This is a genomic window from Pedobacter sp. SG908 (assembly GCF_011759615.1).
GTDB classification, from domain to species: Bacteria; Bacteroidota; Bacteroidia; order Sphingobacteriales; family Sphingobacteriaceae; genus Pedobacter; species Pedobacter riviphilus.
In genome coordinates, this window is the sequence record NZ_JAAOYY010000001.1 from 1,789,195 (window position 1) to 1,806,104 (window position 16,910).

13 protein-coding genes and 1 tRNA gene are annotated in these 16,910 nt (G+C 37.5%); 11 read left to right on the plus strand and 3 right to left on the minus strand.

The window, feature by feature from the left end; translation table 11 throughout:
* The first annotated feature begins 5 nt into the window (after positions 1 to 5).
* The 6 genes from uxuA (at position 6) to FHT21_RS07285 (ending at position 4,147) form a co-directional block, all read left to right on the plus strand.
* Positions 6 to 1,175: a mannonate dehydratase gene (gene uxuA / locus FHT21_RS07260; protein WP_167294046.1), complete on the plus strand. Its 1,170-nt coding sequence runs from the start codon at positions 6 to 8 to the stop codon at positions 1,173 to 1,175.
* A gap of 262 nt (positions 1,176 to 1,437) precedes the next feature.
* Positions 1,438 to 1,671, plus strand: a complete 234-nt coding sequence (locus FHT21_RS07265) for a hypothetical protein (protein ID WP_167294047.1) — start codon at positions 1,438 to 1,440, stop codon at positions 1,669 to 1,671.
* 229 nt (positions 1,672 to 1,900) lie between these two features.
* Positions 1,901 to 1,974 (plus strand) — tRNA-Arg (locus tag FHT21_RS07270).
* A gap of 172 nt (positions 1,975 to 2,146) precedes the next feature.
* The gene (locus FHT21_RS07275) at positions 2,147 to 2,845 is read left to right on the plus strand and encodes a DUF1826 domain-containing protein (RefSeq protein ID WP_167294048.1); all 699 of its coding nucleotides are present in this window, start codon (positions 2,147 to 2,149) and stop codon (positions 2,843 to 2,845) included.
* An 80-nt stretch (positions 2,846 to 2,925) separates the two neighbouring features.
* A complete protein-coding gene (locus FHT21_RS07280; RefSeq protein WP_167294049.1) occupies positions 2,926 to 3,642 on the plus strand; it encodes a DUF92 domain-containing protein in 717 nt (238 codons plus the stop codon).
* 118 nt (positions 3,643 to 3,760) lie between these two features.
* Positions 3,761 to 4,147 (plus strand): hypothetical protein, encoded by a 387-nt coding sequence (locus FHT21_RS07285; RefSeq protein WP_167294050.1) that lies wholly within the window; start codon positions 3,761 to 3,763, stop codon positions 4,145 to 4,147.
* A 303-nt stretch (positions 4,148 to 4,450) separates the two neighbouring features.
* Here the strand turns inward: FHT21_RS07285 and FHT21_RS07290 are convergent, their stop codons facing one another.
* The gene (locus FHT21_RS07290) at positions 4,451 to 5,140 is read right to left on the minus strand and encodes a phosphonatase-like hydrolase (protein ID WP_208398885.1); all 690 of its coding nucleotides are present in this window, start codon (positions 5,138 to 5,140) and stop codon (positions 4,451 to 4,453) included.
* A 349-nt stretch (positions 5,141 to 5,489) separates the two neighbouring features.
* A complete protein-coding gene (locus FHT21_RS07295; protein ID WP_167294051.1) occupies positions 5,490 to 5,948 on the minus strand; it encodes a MaoC family dehydratase in 459 nt (152 codons plus the stop codon).
* Between the two features lie 565 nt (positions 5,949 to 6,513).
* Between FHT21_RS07295 and FHT21_RS07300 the strand changes: the two genes are divergently transcribed.
* The 5 genes from FHT21_RS07300 to FHT21_RS07320 all read left to right on the plus strand — a co-directional run bounded on the left by FHT21_RS07300 (position 6,514) and on the right by FHT21_RS07320 (position 15,297).
* Complete coding sequence (locus FHT21_RS07300; protein WP_243853895.1) at positions 6,514 to 8,904, plus strand: TonB-dependent receptor; 2,391 nt, start codon at positions 6,514 to 6,516, stop codon at positions 8,902 to 8,904.
* 776 nt (positions 8,905 to 9,680) lie between these two features.
* A complete protein-coding gene (locus FHT21_RS07305) occupies positions 9,681 to 10,121 on the plus strand; it encodes a PaaI family thioesterase (RefSeq protein WP_167294053.1) in 441 nt (146 codons plus the stop codon).
* 163 nt (positions 10,122 to 10,284) lie between these two features.
* Positions 10,285 to 10,464 (plus strand): hypothetical protein, encoded by a 180-nt coding sequence (locus tag FHT21_RS07310; RefSeq protein WP_167294054.1) that lies wholly within the window; start codon positions 10,285 to 10,287, stop codon positions 10,462 to 10,464.
* Between the two features lie 187 nt (positions 10,465 to 10,651).
* On the plus strand, positions 10,652 to 13,822 hold the full coding sequence (locus FHT21_RS07315) for a TonB-dependent receptor (RefSeq protein WP_167294055.1): 3,171 nt from the start codon (positions 10,652 to 10,654) through the stop codon (positions 13,820 to 13,822).
* Between the two features lie 17 nt (positions 13,823 to 13,839).
* A complete protein-coding gene (locus tag FHT21_RS07320; RefSeq protein ID WP_167294056.1) occupies positions 13,840 to 15,297 on the plus strand; it encodes a RagB/SusD family nutrient uptake outer membrane protein in 1,458 nt (485 codons plus the stop codon).
* Positions 15,298 to 15,454: 157 nt separating this feature from the next.
* Here the strand turns inward: FHT21_RS07320 and FHT21_RS07325 are convergent, their stop codons facing one another.
* Entirely contained in the window at positions 15,455 to 16,726 is a 1,272-nt protein-coding gene (locus tag FHT21_RS07325; protein ID WP_167294057.1) for a nucleoside recognition domain-containing protein, read from the minus strand.
* Between the last annotated feature and the right edge of the window lie 184 nt (positions 16,727 to 16,910).

A 16,910-nucleotide genomic window follows, 5' to 3' on the forward strand; every position in this document is an offset into this window, starting at 1 on the left:
ATATAATGAAATATAAAAAATTAGAACAAACCTGGCGTTGGTATGGCCCGAACGATCCGGTGAGCTTACAAGATGTTAAACAGGCTGGTGCCACCGGCATTGTAACGGCACTGCATCATATTCCACACGGCGAAGTTTGGCCATTGCACGATATCCAGGAAAGAAAAGCAATTGTAGAGGCTGCTGGTTTAACCTGGTCAGTAGTAGAAAGCGTTCCCGTACACGAAGCAATTAAAACCCGTAGGGCAGATGCCGCGCAGTATATAGAAAATTATAAAACCTCTTTGCGTAACCTGTCAGCCTGTGGAATTAAGATCGTATGTTATAATTTTATGCCGGTTTTAGACTGGACACGTACGCAACTGGATCTGGAAATGACCGATGGATCGAAAGCGCTTTATTTTAATTGGATCGATCTGGCTATTTTTGATCTTTACATTTTGAAACGGGAAGGGGCAGAAGCAGATTATTCGAAATCTATTTTAGACAGAGCTGCAGCTAAATATGATACTTTAACAGAACAGGATTTAGTAGATCTTCGTATCAATGTATTAATGGGTATTCCTAACGAAAAAGAAATCGAGCTGGAGACCTTGCGTAACAGTATTAATGAATACAAAGCCATTGGAACACAGGGTTTAAAAGAAAATTTGAAATTTTTCTTGTCATCTATTGCCGAGGTTTGTACAGAAGAAGGTATTAAAATGACCATCCATCCTGACGATCCTCCCTATGCTATTTTAGGTTTGCCAAGGATAGCAAGTACACTTGAAGATTTTAATTATATCATTAAAGAAGTAGACCAGGCTTTTAACGGTGTTTGTTTCTGTACAGGCTCTTTGGGTGCCGGAATGGGAAATAATGCTTTAGAGATCTTCAATGCGGTTAAGGAACGTGTTTACTTTGCGCATTTGCGTAACGTTAAAAAAGATGAGGACGGTAGTTTTTACGAAGCAGATCATTTAGGTGGCGATGTGAATATGTACGAAATCATGAAAGCCTTATCAGAAGAAAATGCATTACGCGATAAGTCAATTCCTTTCCGTCCAGATCATGGCCACCAAATGTTGGATGATTTGGCCAAAGTAACCAATCCGGGTTATTCGGCCATAGGCAGATTAAGAGGGTTGGCCGAATTAAGAGGGTTGGAAATAGGAGTAACGGGCAATTACTAATTTAGATCGCAATTGCGAGGAGGAGCGACGAAGCAATCTCATTAATTGTCTTTCTTCGTTTTGTCAATCCTGAGCTTGTTGAAAGATCTTTTTAACCACATATGCGCACAAATAAAAACTGATTTATTTGTGCGCATTTTTTGTAATGGCTAGGCTTGTATCCGTCTTTCGTCAACCACCAAACACTTACATAAATACACATCAATTCCCGAAATTTTAACCCACCTTTGCTTGTGGCTTGAAATTTGAGTCTCTTAAAATTATGGAAAACAGCAACAACCCCAAGAAAAAGATCTTAACACCTTCTGTTGTACATGACGATTTACCTGAGGTTAAGAAACCTGAGCATTTACGGAAGGTGCCGCTAAATCACGACAGTGGATTGCCAGAAAATCCTGAAAGAAATTATCATCATGAAGAATTAAAGAATGTAACCGCCAGTCACGAGAAAATTCGGCATGCCGATGATGATATTTGGAACGGGGAAGACGCATAAATTAAATTTTTGATCATATTTTTTGTAACTTATTCTATGTTTTTAGCATAGAATATGGATCTTAATATTGTTTTTTGTGATTAGCAATCAAATTTTTTAACCTGAATTAAATTTTAATTGCTTCGTTCTTAAATACTTATTTGAAATAGAAAATTACCTTTTAAATAGTTTAAAATATATTTTTACATATTAAATAGAACTTCTATATTTGCAGCTCATTAAAAAATGAGCCTCGGTAGCTCAGTTGGATAGAGCAACGGTTTTCTAAACCGTGGGTCAGGGGTTCGAATCCCTTCCGGGGTACAACCGGACTTTGAACACTTCAAAGTCCGGTTTTTTTTTAATCTAGCTTCTAAACTATGCCGGTACGATCTTTTGCACCAAATCGATAATTACGATCGCACATGTTTTTTATCTATTCTAAAGCTATTCCTTACTTTTGCCATGAATAACGGCTAAATAGCTTAATTAAGAAATGCATAATAGATTTTCTAACAGTAAACAGATTGTGGTTGTTTCCACTTTTTCTCATCTCTTAAATGCGAATTTTAAGGGAGATATAAACGCAGTTTGCTGGCAGAGAGACCTGGCTGGTGACTTTAATGAAGTCGTGTCCAAACTTGAATTGAAAGCAGACCTGACAGAAGTTTCTATGGAAGATCTTCAGGCACTTAAGCTATCAGAAAAAGGTAGTGCCGCAAGGGAGCTTATCTTGAGTGATTTCAAGCTGTTAACAGATATCGGAGCATCGCCTTCGCTCAATTTGATTAAAAGTTATGACCGGGATGAAGAGTTCGATTTCATTTCAACAGATGTATATTCTTTTCATGTAGACCGTTCGCCCATTGGTACCGATACCTTTTTGTGTACCTATTATGGTGCCGCCAGTGAAATTTTAGCCAATAACGAGGCTGAACAAAAAGTCAGGGTACCGGAGATCAGGCAAAAGCTCAAAGAATTGCATAACGGTACGGAAGCAGAATTTGAAAGCTTTTTGACTGAACATTATTTTGATCTGCATTACCAAGCTAAACCAGGTGCCATACCTGTAAATCTGGGAGTAGGCCATTTATGGAGACTGGCAGTAGATCATCCTGAAAAACAGTGTTTGCCTTGTGTTCACCGGGCACCTATTGAAAAAGATGGAGTGTATAGATTGTTGCTTATCTGCTAATTGGTCTGGTTAATTTTTTAAGAGGTATAAAGATAAACTTATCTGTTTTTTCATCAATATAATTCAAATATATTTGTGATATGTTCAATAGCGGCATCTTTTTGCCTGTCATCATCATTGCTGGCATTGCTTATAGTATCCTGGCCAAAAAACTAACGGTTCTGGCTGCTCTTACGGGTGGCATACTAGCCTGTCTTATTTATATCGCTGCTGGTTATGCAGGTGTTGCAATGATGAGCGTGTTTTTTATTCTGGGTTCTGCAGCTACGTCTTGGAAAAAGCATAAAAAACAGGCCTTTACCACAAGAGAAGAAACTAAAAATGGCCGCAATGTGTTGCAAGTACTGGCTAATGCCGGTGCCGCTGGTATTGCGAGTGTAGTGATCCTATTTTATCCCCAGTTTGCCTATGTAATGTTTCCCGCAATGGCGGCAGCTTTTGCTTCAGCTACTGCAGATACCCTGTCCTCCGAGCTTGGGATGGTTTATGGGAGGCGGTTTTTTAATATTATTTCTTTCAGGCCCGACTATTGTGGACTAGATGGGGTAATCAGTCTGGAAGGAACGTTGATCGGTATTGGGGGGAGCTGTACCATCGCTGTTATTTATGCACTGGGATATGGATGGGATTTTAACTTTTACTTTATCGTTATTGCAGGGACGGTAGGAAACCTGACCGATTCTATACTGGGAGCCATACTCGAGCGCAAAGGGATAATTGGCAATGATATGGTCAATTTTTTTAACACGCTGACAGCAGTGCTGATGGTGTTAATATTAGAGGGAATATTAGGTTAAACGTATCTCAGTAACTCCCCTTTGGAGCCCGTCATTTTTGTATAATCAAAATTTATTTTTGGTTAATTATAATAAGCTTTTTGCGATATTTATGCTATTGTTTATTCCTTATAAAATCATGAAAAAAATCATTTTTGTTTTACTGCTGGCAACTTGTGGGTTTTCAGGTTACGGGCAAACCTATCAAAATATTACCAGCAAGAATAAAACTTATCTGGAAACGTTGAGGGGAGTAAGTTATACTTATAAACAGGGCGTTATTACGCTGAAGAATAATGGTAACTATGCTTTGGGCACTGTGAGTATTGTGGCCTCGTCGAAGGTAGACAGTAGCCTATTTGGAATTGCTTTATTTGAGGATGGGCTTGAAAAAGGGGAGACTGCCAAAGCTGAAGTTTATTTTACTACAGGCCTGGGTAAAAAGGTACATGAAGTACCTTTAAAGCAGGTTGACCAAAAGAACCTGGTGCTGTCTTTTGATAAGGCAACCAGGGCTGTAAAATAATCGTTTACTGATTGGCTATGAAAATATAAGCCTTACCATCCGTATTTATAATTATTCGGGGGGGCATTAGATAACACATGATGAATATTTAACACTGAATTAATAATCGGCCATTAGTTTTGCAGCATAAATATTTGGTTAGTATTTATAAGTTTAGGTTAGTTGATTATAAAAGCCCAGATGGATATCGGGGCTTTTAATGTTTTAAACCAAGCGATAGAAGAACTCGTTAGCTATGATTTTCCCGTCTTTAACTTGATAAACGCAGATCTCACTCATGACCATTCTTGCCATTGTAGTTATTTAGTTCTGCTTGGTTACCATGGCCAAGACTTCCATTAAATTGTCTATTACTGCATCAGGTTTAGCTTCTTCTAATTGTTTCTTTGTATGCGCGCCTGTGGTAATACCAATGCTTAGGCTGCAACCTGCATTTTTACCTTCTTCGATATCGATACTTGAATCACCAACTTTAACCACCGATTTACCGTCGGTAATGCCATGATGGCTCATGGCCAACAAAATCATATCAGGTTCTGGTCTGTTTTGGCCAACTTCTGATGCGGTAACAAGTGTATCGAAATCAGTACCGGCCTTCCAGCCAAGTTTGTTCAAGATAGACTCGGCAGTTCCCCTATCATAACCGGTGTTAAGTACTGAAATTATTCCTTCTTTTCGAAGTTTTTCAAAAAGCTCAATTGAACCAGGTTGAGGTAATATTTCTTCATTTTCATAGGCAAGCTTCAGTTTGCCAATAAATTCTTCGTATATATCGAATACCATTGCTTCATCAAAAGAGCCCTCGTAGGTCTTAAGTACCGATCTGATGGCTTCTTTCTTTTCCTTTCCGGCTGCAACAGCAAGAATCTGATCAAGCGTATAAGAAAAACCAGCGGTGTTTATAGCATTCATTAGCGTTTTGTAAACGAGGTTGTTTTCGTTCACTGTAGTGCCGGCCATGTCGAATACTACCATTTTAATTTCAGGGTACATTGCTTTCTTTTAAATTAGATAATTTGTTTTTTTTTTGAACTGTGTCGTCAAATATACAGGCAGTATTTTTTATAAACAAATGTTTAGCAATAGTTAACATTTAAATTAACATTTGTTTACTTAAGCTAAACATTTAAAATCTGATCTTGCTTAATTTTCACTATTTAGAAAGGATTTCTTGAATGAAATAAGTAGCTGATAATTAATATTTTGTTATACTTTATATGAAGTTGTTTGCAATAATTCAAAAGTTAGAATGCTAAATCAGATTCAATAAAACCGATTTGACAGATCTTAAGTCCACTAGGGCGAAAACCAACAGGTAATTACCTTGCGAAATTGGACGATATTAGATAAAATGATACAAGAATACTACATCACCAACATATGCTGGCTTGGGTTGGTCTTTAATCACCAGTGTAGCTTGAATGGTGACTTTAGTTATTCCCCTTAAATTGCTGATGCAATTTAATTTTGCTTTTAACTGCACTTCGCTGTCCACTAAAATTGGCTGACCGAATTTAAAGCGTTCAATGCCATAATTAATTTCCATTTTAATATTACGTACGTCGGCAATCTGCTTCCATAAATAAGGAATTAAGGATAGGGTTAGGTAGCCATGTGCAATTGTTGCCTTAAACGGCCCTTCATTTTTAGCTTTTTCTGCATCGGTGTGTATCCATTGATGATCCAAGGTTGCATCGGCAAATTTATTGATCTGCTCTTGGTTTATAGTATGCCATTGCGAAACACCTAGTTCTTTACCAAGGTGCGATTCATATTCTTCAAAATTGTTGATCACCAACATATATTCTGTTTAAAGGATTAGTACTGTTTTAACAACTCCTTTAGGTACAACAATCCTTCAGGTATTATAGTTTCATTAATGCTTCTGTACCCAATGATAATCATAATAACTGTGTGTTTAACCGTATACAGATTAATTATTTTAAAAAAACTTCGTCCGGTTTTACTTTAATTTTTTAGACCATTTATAATCAGCTAGATAAGAAACATCGCTGTTTATTCTAAATTGATTAAATTTTTAAAAGAAGAAGCAACTGGAAATGAAGGATGCTAACCTGAAAACATAGGATAGGAGATATAAATTGGATGATAGAATACCTTCAAGCTATTATTTGGGTTCGAAAAAAAATGCCTTTCACCTATCACTAAGTGTTTTTCTATTTTATTTAAATGATTTGATTTTAAGTGTGTTAAATATTATCTAAATATTTAATTTGATATATTTAAATTTAAATTTAGATTTGTCTAAAATTAAATTTAGATAAATCATTTTTATATTCATGAAATTCCTGCTGCTATATTGTTTCTGTTTTTGCATATCGTTAAATACCATCGCCCAAAAGGTTATGATTAAGGGATTGGTAACTTCTCAAAATCAACCTGTAGAAAATATTACCATTAAAATTTTAGGAACTAACAGATCAACAAAATCCAGCAGTTCAGGTATGTATCAATTAAGTGGAGTCCCTTCTGGAAATTGCGATCTCGTTTTTTCAGGTGTCGGTTATCAGCCAAAACGAATTAGGGTAATACTAAAGGGAGATACTGCCCTGGTTAATGCCGATTTATTAGGTTTAGCCTCAGACTTAAATGATGTGGTGATTACTGGCGTAAACCGGGCAACACAATTACGTAAAAGCCCTGTGCCTATTGCCGTACTTTCTAAAAAAACAATGGACCAAAACGTAAATACCAATTTAATAGAGGCTATTGTTAAAGGAGTACCAGGAATTACAGCCGTTACTACCGGCCCGAATGTTTCTAAACCTTTTATAAGAGGCTTAGGTTATAACCGAGTATTAACTTTATATGATGGTTTAAGGCAAGAGGGGCAACAATGGGGCGATGAACATGGAATTGAGGTGGATGAATATGCTATTACCAGGGCCGAAGTTGTAAAAGGGCCAGCCAGTTTAACCTATGGTTCTGATGCATTAGCCGGGGTAATTAATATGATTCCTTATACACCGGATTTTGAAGATGGAAAGTTTAAAGGCGATTTTACTGCTAATTACCAAAGTAATAATGGGATGATCGGTTCGTCCCTCGGATTGGCCTACATTAAAGATGATTGGAAATACACATTTAGGGCAACCGGGAAAACAGCACATAATTACCAAAACAAAATTGATGGACTGGTTTACGGAACAGCTTTTAGAGAATACAATTTATCTGCCAGCGCCAGGGTAGATAAAGCCTGGGGCTTTTCTAAAACTGCCATTACCTATTACGATAATTTAATGGAAATTCCCGATGGTAGCAGAGATTCTTTGTCAAGGCGATTTACCAGACAGGTGCTGGATGACGGAGACGATATTAAGAACAGACCAATTGTACCTGAAAGTGATTTGAATACCTACTCCATTAACCCCTTACATCAACACATTCAACATTATAGGTTTTACAATACCAGTCAGTTTAAATTTGGAACAAGTGATTTAAATTTATTAATTGGTGGACAACAAAGTGTAAGGAGAGAATATAATCACCCAACATTGCCAAGTCAGGCAGGGCTTTATGTAGTGTTGAACACTTTTAATTATGATCTTAAATACAACCTGCCCGATTTTGCCGGTGTAGAAAGTACCGTCGGACTTAATGGTATGTATCAGGGAAACAGGAGCAAAGCTGCTACCGATTTTCCCATTCCCGATTATGATCTCTTTGATGTTGGAGCTTTTTACTTCGCGAAGAAATCGATGGGTAAAGTAGATGTTTCCGGAGGCATTAGGATAGACAGAAGAAATATACACTGGAGTGATTTTTATGTAGGTACCGATGCACAAACAGGTTTCGGCAAACAAGTGAGTCCAGCCGATGCCACTGGAAAACTGCAGTTCCCATCTTTTGATAAAAACTACTATGGCTTGTCAGGAAGTTTGGGCTTAACTTACAATATTTCTGAAAAGTTATTAATTAAAGCCAATATTGCGAGAGGATATAGAGCCCCAAATATTACAGAAATCGGTTCTAACGGATTAGATCCTGGCGCACATATTGTATACTTGGGTAACAGAGCCTTTAAGCCTGAGTTTAACCTTCAGGAAGATATTGGCATTATTGCCTATTTGAAAGATGCTGATATTAGTATGGAACTGTTTAATAACAACATTCAGAACTATATTTACCAATCACGTTTAACTGATGCCAACGGAAATCCGGTTGTTATTGTTCCTGGTAACTTAACCTATCAGTATCAACAATCAAAAGCCAGATTGTATGGCGCAGAAATTTCGGTGAATCTACATCCTGCAGCTATGAAATGGTTAAGTTTCAACAATAGTCTGGCTTATGTGGTTGGGATAAACCAGAATCAGGAGTTATTGAATAAACATGGCCGAGAGGCTAAATATCTACCTTTCATTCCTCCACTACAGGTGAGAACAGAGGTTAAGGCAACTGCACAAAAACCATTCGGCATTTTTGATAAGCCGTACATTAAAATAGATGCTGCTTTTTTTGCTGATCAGGATAAATTTTACGCGCTGGATAATACCGAAACTTTTACACCGGGTTATACCTTAATTAATGGAGGGGTAGGATCGGCACTGAAAACTAAAAAAGGGAAAACTTTATGTGATATTTTTCTCCAGGCCGATAATATCTTCAATATTGCCTATCAGTCAAATTTAAACAGGTTAAAGTATTTCGAATACTATAGCGGCGTACCTAATGGCCGATCAGGCATTTACAACATGGGCAGGAATTTAAGTTTTAAAGTTATAATCCCGATTTAAGAGCAGAAAATTATTGGTTGTTATAGCCTTTCTTTTTTCATCATTTCGAGGAGGAATGACAAAGCAATCTTTTAGTTGAATTCAGGTATTGGGCAATGAGCGGTTTGTGGTTCTTGGCAATTACAGCCCCGCTATCGCTTATAGTCCTCGCTGCGCTCCGGGCTATTCCGCTTGATCGGGTTTAGAAACAAGAGTTTGTGCACCCTGCAAACCCCACAATGAAATATTGCCTAAGCCAATTAGCCGCGGTTGCAGCGTTACCCTGCAGCAACGAGGTACGAGGAAGCGAAGCGTATAAGCGGAAAACGGGACGAAACTTTATGTTTAGTACAAGCCTTGCGCTCCAAATGTGAAAAATATTTTAGTGTTAACCCAAATAATAATTGTATTCAGGTGATTTGGAAATGAGCGTTTTGTGGTTCGTGGAGGGCGCTGGTCCCGCTATCGCTTATAGTCCTCGCTGCGCTCCGGGCTATTCCGCTCGATCGGGTTTAGAAACAAGAGTTTGTGCACCCCGCAAACCCCACAATGAAATATTGCCTAAGCCAATTAGCCGCGGTTGCAGCGTTACCCTGCAGCAACGAGGTACGAGGAAGCGAAGCGTATAAGCGGAAAACGGGACGAAACTTTATGCTTAGTACAAGCCTTGCGCTCCAAATGTGAAAAATATTTTAGTGTTAACCCAAATAATGATCATTTCAGCTTATTAACCTTCCATTCTATAGACTGTTCCTCATTTTTCCTACTTTTACTTCCATCATCATACATTTACATTAATGGAACCCTCTTTAAGCGAACAGCGTTTAACTTTTTTAAGGCAATCAATGGGCAAGGTAATTACCGCTTCGCCTTCTAACTTTATGAATTGGCTGGCCCCGGTTTTAATCAAAGCAGAGTACGGTATATTGGTTTGCCAGTATACTATCCGTAAAGAAATGACCAACCCTTATCAGATTTTACATGGCGGCGTAACGGCTGGTATTATTGATGATTTAATTGGTGCAACTGTTTTTACGATGGGATTAAATGAACGGTATACCACTGTAAATAATTATATCGATTATTTTGCCACAGCAAGCGAAGGCGACGAAGTTATTGCAGAAACAGCAATTGTAAAAAGAGGGCGAACGATATTAAATCTGCAATGTGAGATATTTTTACCTTCAAAAAATCGTTTAATAGCTAAAGGCTACTCAAACATGTTAAACATAGGTTAAGCCTTTTCCGCTAGCTTAAGAATTAATTGTTAATTCCTTTAAATTAACGAAACATTCTCATTTATAATTTGTTGTAAATTAACCTAAAATATAATGAGCCATGTTAGAAAATTATTCCACCCTGCAGTTCATCGTGAGAGGCAAAATTTTTAAGGGATTTTGCATGCGTATTCAAGATGATTTTCACGAAACTTATGCCGTTGTTTTAGACGGTTACCACTCTTTCTGTATCTGGTTAGATAACAAAACAGAAAAATGGTGCGCTTCCAAAAACGTAGCAATTGATCCTGATGCTATTGATGAAATCATTAACAGGATATCTGTACCCCAAACCTCTTACTAATATTAAGTAATAAAAATGTTGCAGCATAAATTCTGTTACTAAGTTGCAGGATTTTGCTGTTTTGTGCAGTATTTTCTCTTTTTTTGTTTAACAACACCTCTAAAACGAAGTTCATAATGGGTTTTGGTGCGTTAAATTGTGTATTTTAACAACAACTTAACAAATCGGTTAACCTAAATCTTTCATTATGAACAAAAAAATACTAATACTATTAGGGATTTTAACTTGTTACGTGGTTTCGTATGCCCAAACGACAGTAAAAGGCAAAGTAACCGACGGAAACAACGTTGGTATTCCGGGCGTAAGTGTACTGATTAAGGGCAGTACAACTGGGGCCTCAACAAGTGGGGATGGCACTTACAGTATTGTCATTCCATCAAATAATGCTACGCTGGTATTTAAATCAATAGGCTTTGTTACAAGAGAAGTGCTTGTTGGTGGACGTACGCAGGTGGATATTATTTTATCCAATGATGAAAATAAGCTTGATGAGGTAATGGTTGTAGCTTATGGTACTGCCAAACGTGGTAGCTATACAGGTTCTGCAGCTGTAATTGATCAAGATAAAATAAAAGATGCCCCCTCTACTTCTTTTCAAAATGCTTTAACTGGCAGGGCAGCTGGTGTGCAGGTTACCGCATCTTCTGGACAGGCTGGATCAACACCTAGCATACGTATAAGGGGCATTGGTTCTATAAATGCATCTAACGATCCACTATATGTTGTAGATGGTGTTCCGGTTGTTTCAGGAAATATTGGACAGGGAAGTGATTATACCCAGGCCACCAATAATATTATGAATACGATTAATCCGGCTGATATTGAGAGTATTACCATATTGAAAGATGCCGCTGCATCTTCCTTATATGGTTCGCGTGCGGCTAATGGAGTCGTGTTAATCAATACAAAACGTGGAAAATTGGGTAAACCTAAAATTGAGTTCAGAACATCTCTGGGCCTAACGCCAACCTGGGCTACGGATAATTATGAAACCGCTAATGTACAGGATCAGGTAAATATGTTGTACCGTATTTTTCATGATGTACGTACTTCAGCAGGACAGAGTGAAACCGCGGGAAATACCTATGCTTTATCTCAACTAAATAACAAGTTTAACAAACATGGTTATCGCTTTACTACTGATGGAACAGGCTTAAATGCTAATGTAAATATTCTGGGCATGACAGACGGGATAGAAAATCGAGAAGGGAAGTATTTTGATTGGGATGATGCGCTATTTAGAATGGCGAAATACCAAACTAATGATCTGGCAGTAAGTGGTGGCGATGAAAAAACAAAATATTATTCTTCTTTTTCGTACACTAGAGACCAAAGCCGGATTAAAGTAAACGATTTTGATCGCTATTCTGGAAGGATTAACTTAAGTCAGAAAGTAGGCAGATACGTAGAAATTGGTTCTAATGTAAGTATTACCAGATCTGCGCAGAGTGGTTATAATGATACCAGAAATACAGGTGCTAACAGCTACTTCCAAACGAGAAACTTGCTGTGGCCACTTTACTGGCCAACTGATTATAAAACGGGTCTGCCATTTACTGCCAGATATGGAAGTTTAGCACAGAATAATATCTATTATGATAATCAATGGGATAATAAATCAGTTACAAAAAGATTTGTAGCCAATCCTTATATTCAGGTGAATATATTACCAGAGTTAATTTTGAAGTCTGTATTCTCTTATGATAATTCTCAGGTTGGTGACCATATTTATTATAGTGCGCTTCATTTTAATGGCCTAACCAATAATGGAAGTGTAAATGAAATTACAACCAACTACAATAAAATGGTTTCTTCTAGCACAGTGAACTACAGTAAACAATTTGGATTACATTCTATCAGTTTATTGGCTGGTTTTGAAGCTGAAAAAAATGTGATCGATTTTCAAAGGGCTACGGGTGTTGATTTGGGCAGCAGTGAGTTACAAAGTGTTTCAACTGCTGGTACTACCTCATCTTCAGCGTATAATTGGGGTAATTCCATTGTTTCCGGCCTTTCGCGCTTGGAATATAATTTTAATCAAAAATACTTTATTACTACCTCTTTGCGAAGAGATGGATCATCAAGGTTGGGTGATATTAATAGATGGGGCACATTTTGGTCGGTTGGTGCCTCATGGAAAATAAATAGTGAAGATTTTTTAAAAGAGGTATCATTTCTTGATAACTTAAGATTAAGGGGATCATACGGCACCAACGGTACTTTGCCTTCAAACAACTACGACTGGCGTGAGCTGACATCATTTTCTAATAAATACTTAGGCCAGCCTGCTGCATTGTATGCTTCGCTTTCTAATCCTTTGTTAACCTGGGAAAATAGTTATTCCACAAACATAGCTTTAGAGTTTGGTCTATTTAAAAGAATTAGGGGTACAATTGAGTTTTTTAACAGAGATACCAAAAACCTGTTATTGGGTGTTCCTGTATCAATGACCACAGGTTTTAGTTCAACGCTGAGAAATATCGGAGAAATTAATAACAGGGGTATTGAATTCGATCTGAACGCTAATTTGATGAATAAGAATGGATTTAAATGGGATTTAGGCATTAATGGATCCTTTACAAGATCAAAAGTAACCAAATTGTATAAGCCCGAAGGAACAGCACGTGGAAATGATATTATATGGAACGACCCTACAGGTGGAGATGCAAGGGCACAGTTTCTTTATAGTGAAGGTTTATCAATGCTTAGTTTTTATGGTTTTGAGTGGGCTGGTGTAAATCCCGCAAATGGTAAAAATGTTTGGTACTTAAATGGTAATACCCCTGCTACGGGCAGTTTTGATTTTAATGGCAGACCAGCGACTTATAATTATAATGATGCGAATAGGGTAGTGATTGGTGACGGTAATCCTGATGTTTTTGGTGGAATTAATACTGATGTAGAATATAAAGGATTTAGCTTAGGCTTAAATTTTATCTATAAATTGGGTGGACAAATTTATGATGGAGCTTATAAAGATGTTGCAGATGACGGCTACTATTGGGAGAGGATTAGGGCACAAAGCTATTATGATAATATGTGGACCCCTCAAAATACTTCAGGTACGCAACCAAAACTTGATGGTAATGATCTTACTGATGCCATGCAATACAGTTCGCGTCAGTTACATAGCGCCAGTTTTTTACGCTTGAAAAACGTCTTATTTGCTTATCGCTTTCCAGAAAAGATAACATCTAAACTTGGCGCTTCAAATATCAGAGCATATTTTAATGGCTCAAACCTGCTTACATTTTCCAAATACAAAGAAGCAGATCCTGAGGTAGGAAATTACGGTACCAGAGGTTGGGAAACCCCATTCGGAAAGACCTACACTTTTGGTTTAGAAGTTAGTTTTTAATATAGGAGATTCAAAATATGAAAAGAATAAATATACTACTGATCTGTATCTTCATGTTAAGCATACTATCATGTAAAAAGTTTTTAGATATGACGCCGAGTAATTCGGCAGATTCGAATAAGGCCATTAAAACACCAAGAGACGCACAGATAGTAATTAATGGTATAATGAATCAGATGACAGATGCCTCTTATTATGGAAGAAATTTTTTTCTGTACGGCGATGTTAAAGGAGGGGATATGACTGTTTATTCCCAAGGTCGTGGTTTAGATGCTTTATATAATTATAATCAAAACGCCAATACTAATAGTTTTTCTGGCTATTGGTCGCAAATTTACTTTTGCGTATTACAAACCAATTACCTATTGGAAGAAATAGCGAAGCAAGAGGCTTTAGGAGCAACTGGTTTCGGTTCGTACAAAGGGCAGGCTTTAACCGCTAGGGCATTAATGTATTTTGATTTAGTTAGGTTGTATGGAAAAGCTTATACGGATAACAAACAAGCTTTTGGAGTCCCTTTAATATTAACCAGACAGGGCTATGAGGCACAACCTTTGCGTTCAACAGTCGAACAGGTATATAGTCAGATTATTAAGGATTTAAATGATGCTGCACCTTTGCTGCCAAAAACAAAAACTAATGGTTACATTAACTATTATGCTAATAAAGCAATCCAAGCTAGAGTATACTTGTATATAAACGATATGCAGAATTCACTTTTAGCCGCAGAAGAAGTTATCGGAGCCTCTGCTTTATATACTTTGTATACTAATGCGAATTGGGTTGATTCATGGAAAAGTCAGTATGGATCGGAATCTATCTTTGAATTGGGTGTTAATCCACTGGAGAACGATCTTGGAGCGGCTTCATTAGGTGTTTACCAACGAAACAAAGGTGTGGGTACTACAGCAGCGTTAGGTTTTTTCTATTCCAGTACCGACTTTTTAACACGTCTAAATCAAGGATCCAGTGATATACGTCGCGGAATAATGGGCAGGGATGAAAGTTCGGCTACAAGATTAGGTGCCTTGTATAAATATAGTGGTAGCACAACCTTAGCCGGCGATAAAAGCACAGCGAATAATACAGCGGTTAACATTAAACTAATCCGTTTATCTGAAGTTTATTTAATTGCAGCAGAGGCCGCCCTTTCTGCAAACACAACAAAGGCAGCTAATTATTTAAATGCAATACGTCAAAGAAATCCTTCTTCAGTACTGGCTACACCAGCTACAGTTACTCTTGATATGATTTTAGATGAAAAAAGCAAAGAGTTATATGGTGAAGGCCATCGTTTCTTTGATTTGATACGGACCAATAAATCAATTACGTACAATGATGAATTTGGTGGGTTAACGATTAGTACCCGCCCAAAAACAATTGACAGAACCTTTAATAAAACACTTCTTCCGATTCCACAAACAGAAATAAATGCGAATCCAGGAATAAAGGCGCAACAGAACCCTGGTTATTAATTATTAGGTTATTTACTGAGAAAACCCTGTCAGATTAATTTCTGACAGGGTTTTTTTATCTGTTCAACTGGTATCAAAATAGATTGCTTCGCCCGATGAAGAATCGGTCTCGCAATGACGATAGAAAGGCTAATACACTAGTGACTAATGAACCACTTTACGCAAAAAACATATAACTAAGTGCTATGGCTGTACAAACCCCAACTAAATCAGCCAATAACATCGAACCAATAGCATAACGTGTATTTTTTATTCCAACAGAACCAAAGTAAACCGCTACTACATAAAAAGTGGTATCGGAAGCACCCTGAAAAACACCCGATAATTTACTGGCAAATGAATCTGGTCCGCTGGAAATCATGGTACTTACCATCATTCCGCGTGCAGCACCACCGCTTAAAGGCCTGATTAAAGCTGTGGGTAATGCATCAACAAATTTGGTGTCGGCTCCAAAAAAAACAAACACGTTTTTAATTCCGCTCATTACAACATCAAAAGTTCCGCTGGTTCTCAGCATGCTTACGGCAACTAAAATCCCAACCAGATAAGGAATAATTTTCAGTGCAGTTTCAAATCCGCCTTTGGCTCCGTCAATAAACGCATCAAAAACATCTATTTTTTTATACAGTGCACCCAATACAATCAATAAAAAGATCAGCAAAATTATCCCGCCGCTTAATAATCCAGAAAACGATTTTATACTGTCTGCATTTAATTTGCTTACATACCAAACCAATAAACCCACTACAGCCGAAATGCTGAGTACCCAGGTAATAATAACAGGTTGAAGTAAGTTTATCTTTTGTTTAAAGGATACAATAAACATGGCGGCCATGGTACCCACAAAGGTTACAATTAAACAAGGAATGAAAATATCGGTAGGGTCTTGCGCATTTTGAGTTGATCTGATGGCGATTACACTAACGGGAATTAAACATAATCCTGCAGCATGCAAGCATAAAAACATAATCTGCGAATTGCTGGCAACATCCTTATTTGGATTAAGCTCCTGCAAACTTTCCATGGCTTTTATACCAAAAGGAGTGGCTGCATTATCTAAACCTAATAAATTGGCCGAGAAATTCATGATCATATGGCCCATAGATGGGTGTCCTTTAGGGATTTCAGGAAAGAGTTTTGAAAAAAAAGGGCCAATAATTCTGGACAATAAACGGATACCGCCCGCTTTTTCGGCGATGCTCATTAAGCCCATAAATAAAGCCAGTGTCCCGATTAATTTAATACATAGGTCAACCGCAATCCAGCAGGTTTCAATAATACCATCCAATTTTAAAGGGTTCAATGGATCGGATGATTTCCCGATTACCATCCAGTTAAAAATATCGCTATGTCCGAAAAAGAAACATTTAATACTGGCTACTACAATAGCTACGATAATAAATGCTGACCATATTCTGCTTAATGCCATTAGGGTTGTTTAGTTTTATTTTGAATGGGTTAAAATACCTTTTTTAGTCGAAAGTTCATAGAGGGGAGTCCGGAGTCAGAAGTCTTTAGTCCAAAGCCAGCTTATGCAAGCTAAATAATAGTTTATGGTCAATAGTTTAATGCTTGTTTGCTATGGTTTTTAAACAATATGCTATAAACTATAA

Coding starts and splice junctions, on each gene's coding strand:
- FHT21_RS07315 (WP_167294055.1), top strand. CDS start 10,652: ATGAACAAAAAAATACTAATACTATTAGGGATTTTAACTTGTTACGTG.
- FHT21_RS07325 (WP_167294057.1), bottom strand. CDS start 16,726: ATGGCATTAAGCAGAATATGGTCAGCATTTATTATCGTAGCTATTGTA.
- FHT21_RS07300 (WP_243853895.1), top strand. CDS start 6,514: ATGATTAAGGGATTGGTAACTTCTCAAAATCAACCTGTAGAAAATATT.
- FHT21_RS07320 (WP_167294056.1), top strand. CDS start 13,840: ATGAAAAGAATAAATATACTACTGATCTGTATCTTCATGTTAAGCATA.
- FHT21_RS07305 (WP_167294053.1), top strand. CDS start 9,681: ATGGAACCCTCTTTAAGCGAACAGCGTTTAACTTTTTTAAGGCAATCA.
- FHT21_RS07310 (WP_167294054.1), top strand. CDS start 10,285: ATGCGTATTCAAGATGATTTTCACGAAACTTATGCCGTTGTTTTAGAC.
- FHT21_RS07285 (WP_167294050.1), top strand. CDS start 3,761: ATGAAAAAAATCATTTTTGTTTTACTGCTGGCAACTTGTGGGTTTTCA.
- uxuA (WP_167294046.1), top strand. CDS start 6: ATGAAATATAAAAAATTAGAACAAACCTGGCGTTGGTATGGCCCGAAC.
- FHT21_RS07265 (WP_167294047.1), top strand. CDS start 1,438: ATGGAAAACAGCAACAACCCCAAGAAAAAGATCTTAACACCTTCTGTT.
- FHT21_RS07290 (WP_208398885.1), bottom strand. CDS start 5,140: ATGTACCCTGAAATTAAAATGGTAGTATTCGACATGGCCGGCACTACA.
- FHT21_RS07275 (WP_167294048.1), top strand. CDS start 2,147: ATGCATAATAGATTTTCTAACAGTAAACAGATTGTGGTTGTTTCCACT.
- FHT21_RS07280 (WP_167294049.1), top strand. CDS start 2,926: ATGTTCAATAGCGGCATCTTTTTGCCTGTCATCATCATTGCTGGCATT.
- FHT21_RS07295 (WP_167294051.1), bottom strand. CDS start 5,948: ATGTTGGTGATCAACAATTTTGAAGAATATGAATCGCACCTTGGTAAA.